The 7,774-nt window shown below is 67.1% G+C and carries 6 protein-coding genes; 5 read left to right on the top strand and 1 reads right to left on the bottom strand.

Going from position 1 to position 7,774, the window contains the following annotated elements:
• Positions 1 to 773 (bottom strand): urate hydroxylase PuuD (locus AB4Y99_RS07245; RefSeq protein ID WP_441522848.1); only part of this gene is annotated, 773 nt, incomplete at its 3' end.
• A 136-nt stretch (positions 774 to 909) separates the two neighbouring features.
• Between AB4Y99_RS07245 and uraH the strand changes: the two genes are divergently transcribed.
• The 5 genes from uraH (at position 910) to glgX (ending at position 7,686) form a co-directional block, all read left to right on the top strand.
• Positions 910 to 1,263, top strand: a complete 354-nt coding sequence (uraH, locus tag AB4Y99_RS07240; RefSeq protein WP_441522847.1) for a hydroxyisourate hydrolase — start codon at positions 910 to 912, stop codon at positions 1,261 to 1,263.
• A gap of 79 nt (positions 1,264 to 1,342) precedes the next feature.
• On the top strand, positions 1,343 to 2,764 hold the full coding sequence (gene puuE / locus AB4Y99_RS07235) for an allantoinase PuuE (protein ID WP_441522846.1): 1,422 nt from the start codon (positions 1,343 to 1,345) through the stop codon (positions 2,762 to 2,764).
• Between the two features lie 72 nt (positions 2,765 to 2,836).
• Positions 2,837 to 3,016 carry a hypothetical protein gene (locus AB4Y99_RS07230; RefSeq protein WP_038358699.1) on the top strand — a complete coding sequence of 60 codons (180 nt, stop codon included), beginning with the start codon at positions 2,837 to 2,839 and terminating at the stop codon, positions 3,014 to 3,016.
• A 127-nt stretch (positions 3,017 to 3,143) separates the two neighbouring features.
• The gene (locus AB4Y99_RS07225; RefSeq protein WP_133563211.1) at positions 3,144 to 5,621 is read left to right on the top strand and encodes a glycogen/starch/alpha-glucan phosphorylase; all 2,478 of its coding nucleotides are present in this window, start codon (positions 3,144 to 3,146) and stop codon (positions 5,619 to 5,621) included.
• An 82-nt stretch (positions 5,622 to 5,703) separates the two neighbouring features.
• A complete protein-coding gene (gene glgX, locus AB4Y99_RS07220; protein ID WP_441522845.1) occupies positions 5,704 to 7,686 on the top strand; it encodes a glycogen debranching protein GlgX in 1,983 nt (660 codons plus the stop codon).
• Positions 7,687 to 7,774 lie beyond the last annotated feature (88 nt).

Here is a 7,774-nt window from a genome sequence, read left to right as displayed (position 1 = left end):
GCCACCAGCAGCGGGATCGCCGCCGCATTGGCATAGGTCACCGGATAATGGTTCGACAGCATCAGGAACAGCACCGGCAGGGTGATGTAGTTGTTGTGCGTCGAGCGCTGCTTGGCGGCCTTGCCGTATTTCGGATCGGGCTTTTCACCGGCGGTCAGCGCCGCGATCACCTTCCGCTGGCCGGGCATGATGTTGAAGAAGACGTTGGCGGTCATGATCGTCGCCATCAGCGCGCCCGTATGGATCAGCGCGCCGCGCCCGGAAAAGACGCTGGCGAAGGCCCAGCTCGCCGCCACGACGTAGCCGAAGCCGATCAGCCCGAGCCAGACGTCGTGCTTCCCGAGCGGCGACCGGCACAGCCAGTCATAGATCAGCCAGCCCCCAGCCAGCGCCGCGATGCCGATCGCGCCCGCCGCCAGGGGCGAAAGCTGCATCACCGCGGGATCGATCAGGTAGAGCTCGGACTGGGCGTAATACACCCAGACCAGCAGGAAGAAGCCCGAAATCCAGGTCCAGTAGCTCTGCCATTTGTGCCAGGTCAGCTCCGCCGGCATCACCGCGGGAGCGACCATGTATTTGCGCATCTCGTAGAAGCCGCCGCCATGGACCTGCCAGGCGCGGCCACCCGTGCCCGGCGGGATATCTGGCGCCGGCCGCAAGCTGGCATCGAGATGGATGAAGAAGAAGGAGGAGCCGATCCAGGCGATCGCCGTGATGACGTGGAGCCAGCGCAGCATCATGCTGCCCCATTCCATCAGATAGGCGCTGAGCATCGCGGGTCGCTGTCCTCGTTCAGGGGCGGGAACGGCGCCACGCGCCGTTGGACTTCGCCCCAGGGCAAATTACGGTTGAGCGCGGTCGGCATGCAAGTTGCTGACCCGGAAACGCAAGGCGATGGAAAGGCCGGACATGGCAGGGCTGACGACGCACATCCTGGATACGCATGGCGGGCGCCCCGCCGCCGGCGTCGCGGTCTCGTTGCGCCGCATCGGACCGGAGGGCGCCGAGACGCTCACCGAAACGGTCACCAATGCGGATGGCCGCACCGACGCTCCGCTCCTGACGCCGGAGGCGACGCGGCCCGGCATCTACGAGATCGACTTCGCCATCGGCCCCTATTTCCGCGAGCGCGGCGTCACGCTGCCGGAGCCGGCCTTCCTCGATGTCATCACCGTCCGCTTCGGCCTCTCGGAGGTGACGCGGCACTACCATGTCCCGCTCCTCGCCTCGCCTTATGGCTACACCACCTATCGGGGAAGCTGAGACCGCGTGGGCCGCACTTTGACGCGATGACGCCGCCACTTAGGATCCTCAGCTGAATCAGTTTGCGAGCACCTTTCCGATGACCGACACCGCCTATCCGCGCGACCTCAAGGGCTATGGCCGCGACGCCCCGCATCCGCATTGGCCGGGCGAGGCCCGCATCGCCGTCCAGTTCGTCGTCAACTACGAGGAGGGCGGCGAGAACAACATCCTGCACGGGGACGCGGCCTCCGAAGCCTTCCTCTCCGAGATCGTCGGCGCGGCGCCCTGGCCGGGCCAGCGCCACATGAACATGGAGTCGATCTACGAATACGGCTCCCGCGCCGGCTATTGGCGGCTGTGGCGGATGTTCACCGAGCGGAATATGCCCGTGACGGTCTTCGCGGTTGCCAGCGCGCTGGCGCGCTACCCCGAGATCGTCGGCTCGATGCAGGAAGCCGGCTGGGAGATCGCAACCCACGGCCTGAAATGGATCGACTATCGCGACGTGCCGCGGGAGCGCGAGCGCGCCGACATCCTCGAGGCCATCCGCATCCAGACCGACTTGACCGGCGAACGCCCACTCGGCTGCTACCAGGGCCGCACCTCGCAGAACACGATTCCGCTGACGATGGAGGAAGGCGGCTTCCTCTACACGGCCGACGTCTATGCCGATGAACTGCCCTATTGGCTTGAAGGCCCGAAGGGGCCGCAGCTCGCCGTGCCTTACACGCTCGACGCCAACGACATGCGCTTCGCCACGCCGCAGGGCTTCAACAGCGGCGATCAGTTCTTCGCCTATCTGAAGGATTCGTTCGACACGCTCTATGCCGAAGGCGAGACCGCGCCGAAGATGATGTCGGTCGGGCTGCATTGCCGCCTCGTCGGCCGGCCGGGCCGCGCCGCTGCGCTCGCCCGCTTCCTCGACTATGTGAAGAGCCATGACAGGGTTTGGGTCGCGACAAGGCTCGACATTGCCCGCCACTGGGTTCGGACGCACCCGCCCGAAGGCGGCTACACTCCCTCCAAACTGCCGAAGGCGCTCTTCATCGAGGTGTTCGGCCGCGTCTGGGAGCATTCCCCGTGGATCGCCGAAGCGACCTACGATGCCGGGATCGGGCCCGCGCAGGACACGGCCGAAGGGCTGCACGCCGCGATGACCGCCGTCATGCGCAAGGCCGGGCCGGACAGGCAGAAGACCCTGCTCGCCGCCCATCCCGATCTGGCCGGCAAGCTGGCAGCGGCCGGCGAACTGACGCCGGAATCCACCGGCGAACAGGCCTCCGCCGGCCTCGACCGTCTGACCGGCGACGAGCGCGTGCGCTTCACCGCGCTCAACGAGGCTTACAAGGCCCGCTTCGGTATTCCCTTCATCATGGCGGTGAAGGGCGCGAGCAAGGCCGCGATCCTCGACGCCTTCGAGACGCGCCTGAAAAACAGGCGCGAACAGGAGTTCGCGACCGCATTGGGGCAGGTCGAGACGATCTCCCTGCTGCGGCTGAAGGATCTGCTGCCGCGCTGATCCCGCTCGTAGCACGGCGGAACCCTCCCCTCCACCATCGCGTTGATAGCGCGGTATCGAGAGGAGAGTTTCGTGTTCCGCCTGCTTCTGGTGATCATCGTCCTGGTCGTCGGCTACGACGCCGTCGTTCATCAGGGTGCCTATACGCGTGAAGCCTGGAACAGCATCGTCAGGCTGACGGATTCCTCGGTCGAGGGCGCAAAACAGCTCGGCGGGCGCGTCCGTGACGACGCCCGCCCGGGCGGTAATTGACCGGCGCCCGAAACCAGCACGCGGGGCCGTGCGGCAGCTTCATACCGCACTGCGGCAAATTCGGCTGGACACCCGCCAGCAATCCCCTGACACTCCCGGYGCTCGAAACAGCCAGGGAAGACCGCGCGTGACCGAGACCGCCACCAGCCCGCAGCCAGCCGTCCATTTCGAGCCGGACGATCAGGTCGAGCGGCTCAAGGCCGAGATCCTGCGCAAGCTCGCCTATTCGCTCGGCAAGGACCCGGCGGTCGCCCAGCCGCATGACTGGCTGACGGCGGGCATCCTGGCGGCGCGCGATCACGTCGTCGATGTCTGGCAGCATTCCACCCGGGAGAGCTACGACACCGGCCGCAAGCGGGTCTATTACCTCTCGCTCGAATTCCTGATCGGCCGCTCCTTCGCCGATACGCTGAACAATCTCGGCCTCACCGGCCCCTTCGCGCAGGCGATGCGCGAGCTCGGCGTCGACCTCAACGAGATCGAGACGATCGAGCCCGACGCCGCGCTCGGCAATGGCGGCCTCGGCCGGCTCGCCGCCTGCTACATGGAGGCGATGGCCTCGACCGGCGTGCCGGCGCTGGGCTACGGCATCCGCTACGACCACGGCTTGTTCAAGCAGCGCATCGACGGCGGCAAGCAGATCGAGGTCCCCGAGGACTGGCTCTCCTTCCGCAATCCCTGGGAGTTCGAGCGGCGCGAGAGCGCCTACAAGATCGGCTTCGGCGGCTCCGTCACCGGCACGGACAAGCCGGGCGAGATCTTCTGGGCGCCGGAGGAGACGGTCTTCGCCGTCGCCTATGACACGCCGATCGTCGGCTGGCGCGGGCGGGAAGCCACGACGCTCAGGCTCTGGCGCGCGCGCGCCATGCACCCGCTCTCGCTCGACGCCTTCAACCAGGGCGACCTGATCGGCGCCGTCGCCGAGCGCAATCGCGCCGAGGCGATCTCCAAGGTGCTCTATCCCAACGATTCCACGCCGACCGGGCAGGAACTGCGCCTGCGGCAGGAATTCTTCTTCACCTCGGCCTCGCTGCAGGACCTCGTGCGCCGGCACTACCGCCAGTTCGGCCGGCTCGATGACCTCGCCGACAAGGTCGCGATCCAGCTCAACGACACCCATCCCTCGCTGGCCGTCGCCGAGCTGATGCGGCTGCTGATCGACCAGCACAAGATGGATTGGGAGCAGGCCTGGGAGGTGACCAACGCGACGATCTCCTACACCAACCACACGCTGCTGCCGGAGGCGCTGGAGACCTGGCCGGTTGCGCTGATGGAGCGGCTGCTGCCACGCCACATGCAGATCATCTTCGGCATCAATGCCCGCTTCCTCGACGGCGTGCGGCGCGAGCAACCGGATGCCGACCTGGCGACGCTCTCGCTCATCGACGAGTCCCATGGCCGGCGTGTGCGCATGGCCCATCTCGCCTTCGTCGGCTCGCACAAGGTCAACGGCGTCTCGGCGCTGCATTCCAACCTGATGAAGGAGACGGTCTTCGCCCCGCTCCACAGGGTCTTCCCGGACCGCATCACCAACGTCACCAACGGCATCACGCCGCGCCGCTGGCTGTTCAACGCCAATCCGGGGCTGACGAAGCTGCTGAAGGAGACCTGCGGCGAGGCGGTCCTCGACGATATCGGGCTGATCCGCCGCTTCGGCGCCCATGCCAGCGACAAGGCCGTCCACGAACGCCTGATGGCCATCCGCCGCGAGAACAAGCTGAAGCTCGCGAAGATCATCCGTCAGGATTGCGGTGTCACCGTCGACCCCGATGCGCTCTTCGACGTCCAGATCAAGCGCATCCACGAATACAAGCGCCAGCTCCTCAACATCCTCGAGACGATCGCGCTCTACGACGCCATCCGCTCCGAGCCCTATCGCGACTGGGCGCCGCGCGTGAAGATCTTCGCCGGCAAGGCGGCCTCGAACTACGCCACGGCCAAGTCGATCATCAATTTGATCAACGACGTCGCGGCCGTGGTGAACAACGACATCACCACCCGCGACCGGCTGAAGGTGGTCTTCCTGCCGAACTACAATGTCAGCCTGGCCGAGGTCATCATCCCCGCGGCCGACCTCTCGGAACAGATCTCGACCGCCGGCATGGAGGCGTCGGGCACCGGCAACATGAAGTTCGCGCTCAACGGCGCCGTCACCATCGGCACGCTCGACGGCGCCAATATCGAGATCGGCGAGCGCGTCGGCGCGGACAACATCGTCATCTTCGGCATGACGGCCGAACAGGTCGAGGCCGCCAAGCGCAATCCGCGCCCGACCGCCGAGGTCATCGCCGCGACCCCGCATCTGGAAGGCGTGCTCGACGCCGTTGCGGGCGGCGCCTACTCGCCCCGCGAGCGCGGGCGCTACCAGGGCCTCGTCGATGGCTTGCGCGCCAATGACTGGTTCATGGTGCTGAACGATTTCGAGAGCTACCGGCAGGCGCAGCGCCATGTGGACGGCCTCTGGGCCGATCCGGCGACGTGGTGGCGCATGTCGGTGACGAACACGGCCCATTGCGCCTGGTTCAGCGCCGACCGCGCCATCCGCGAATATGCCGAGCGGATCTGGAACGTGCCGGTGGGCCTGCCCGCCCAGACAGCAGAATGATCGCCGCGGCGCGTCATGCTCGGGCTTGCCCCGGGCATCTCCCGCCAGAGATTCTCGGCTCTGCGCTGCGCTCCGCCCGAGAATGACGAACCCCAGCATCCTCCCTTGCCCGCTGCCGGCCGGCATGGGCGCGACGGTCTTGGAAGACGGCGTCACCTTTGCCGTCTTCTCGCGTAACGGCGAGCGCGTCCTCCTCTGCCTCTTCGACGAGACCGGGGACACCGAAATCGCCCGCCTGCCGCTGCCTTGCCGCAGCGGCGACATCCACCACGGCTTCCTGCCCGGTGCCAGCGCGGGCCTGCGCTATGGCCTGCGCGTCGAAGGGCCCTGGCAGCCGGAGCAGGGCCACCGCTTCGATCCCTCGAAGCTGCTGGTCGATCCCTACGCCACACTGCTCGACCGGGCTTTCCTCTGGGATCCGCAACTGGCCAGGCACGGTCAGGAGACGGCTGATCTGGTGCCGCGCTGCATCGTTGCCGGCCATCCCAGCCCTCATCCAGAGGAAGGGCGTCTCGAGGGCAGCGGAAGCGAGCCCCCTCGCCTCATCTACGAGCTCGCCGTCAGATCCTTCACCATGCGCCATCCGGCCGTGCCGGAGCGCCTGCGCGGCACGCTCGCGGCCCTGATGGAGCCGGCTATCGTCGCCCATCTCCACCGGCTCGGCGCTGGCCATGTCGAGCTGATGCCGATCGCCGCCTGGATGGACGAGCGCCATCTCCCGCCGCTCGGCCTCGCCAATGCCTGGGGCTACAACCCGGTCAATTTCTTCGCGCCCGATCCTCGCCTCGCCCCCGGCGGCGGGGCGGATTTGCGCCGGCTCTGCGGCGCCTATGCGCGGGCCGGTATCGGCGTGATCCTCGATGTCGTGCTGAACCACACGGCGGAGAGCGACGAATACGGTGCGACCATCGGCCTGCGCGGGCTCGACAATGCGGTCTATTATCGCCACGCCGCCGACGATCCCGGCAAGCTCGTCAACGACACCGGCTGCGGCCATACGGTCGCGCTCGACCGCGCCCCGGTCGTCCGGATGGCGATGGATGCGCTGCGCCACTGGCGCAGCCTCGGCGTCGCCGGCTTCCGCTTCGACCTCGGCACGGTGATGGGCCGGACGGAGACGGGCTTCTCCCAGGACGCCCCGCTCTTCGCCGCCATCCTGCAGGATCCCGATCTGTCGCAGGCGATCCTGATCGCCGAGCCCTGGGACATCGGCCCCGGCGGCTACCAGCTCGGCCATTTCCCCGCCCCCTTCGCCGAATGGAATGGCCGCTACCGCGACGATGTCCGCCGCTTCTGGCGCGGCGATGCCGGCATGGCGGGCGCGCTTGCGACCCGGCTTTCCGGCTCCTCCGATCTCTTCGCCATCAGGCATCGCGGCCCCGACGCAAGCGTCAATTTCCTCGCGGCCCATGACGGCTTCACCCTGGCCGATCTCGTCAGCTACGCGTCCAAGCACAACGAGGCCAATGGCGAGGAGAATCGCGACGGCGACAATGACAGCCATAGCTGGAACAACGGCATCGAGGGCGCAAGCCGCGATCCGGCGATCGACGCCGCCCGCAACCGCGACATCCGCGCCCTGCTGGCGACGCTTTTCCTCTCGCGCGGCATTCCCATGCTGACAGCCGGCGACGAATTCGGCCGGACTCAACATGGCAACAACAACGCCTATGCCCAGGATAATGCTGGCTTTTGGCTCGACTGGGAGAGAGCGGACGATGCTCTGATCGGCTTCGTGGCAGCTCTTACGAAACTGCGTCGCGAGCATCCCTTGCTGACCGCCGACAGCTTCCTCACCGGTGCCGGCGAGCCGCCCGACGCGCTCTGGCTGAAACCGGATGGCAGCCGGATCGGCGATGGCGACTGGAGCGGGCTCGACGCTTTCTGCTTGCTGCTGAACGGCCGTGACGAGAGCCTGCTGGTCGCGGTCAATCGGGGGCGGGAGGGCGAGCCACTGGCGCTGGCCGGGGAAGGTTGGGAGAAGCTGTTCACATCGACCGACGGCGTTGGCAGCGAACTGCCGACCCGTAGTGTCAGCCTCTGGCGACTCCCCAGACCGTTATAGGAAAGGGCGCGGGAAACCCCTCTCCCGGATGGGAGAAGGGCCGGGGTGAGGAACCGCCGCCCATCGCCAAAATGCGACGGTTCCGTCG

This window comes from Allobosea sp. TAB14 (genome assembly GCF_052113865.1).
GTDB classification, from domain to species: Bacteria; Pseudomonadota; Alphaproteobacteria; order Rhizobiales; family Beijerinckiaceae; genus Allobosea; species Allobosea spartocytisi.
Note: the sequence above shows the minus strand (reverse complement) of the source record. Positions and strands in the feature narration are given on the sequence as shown.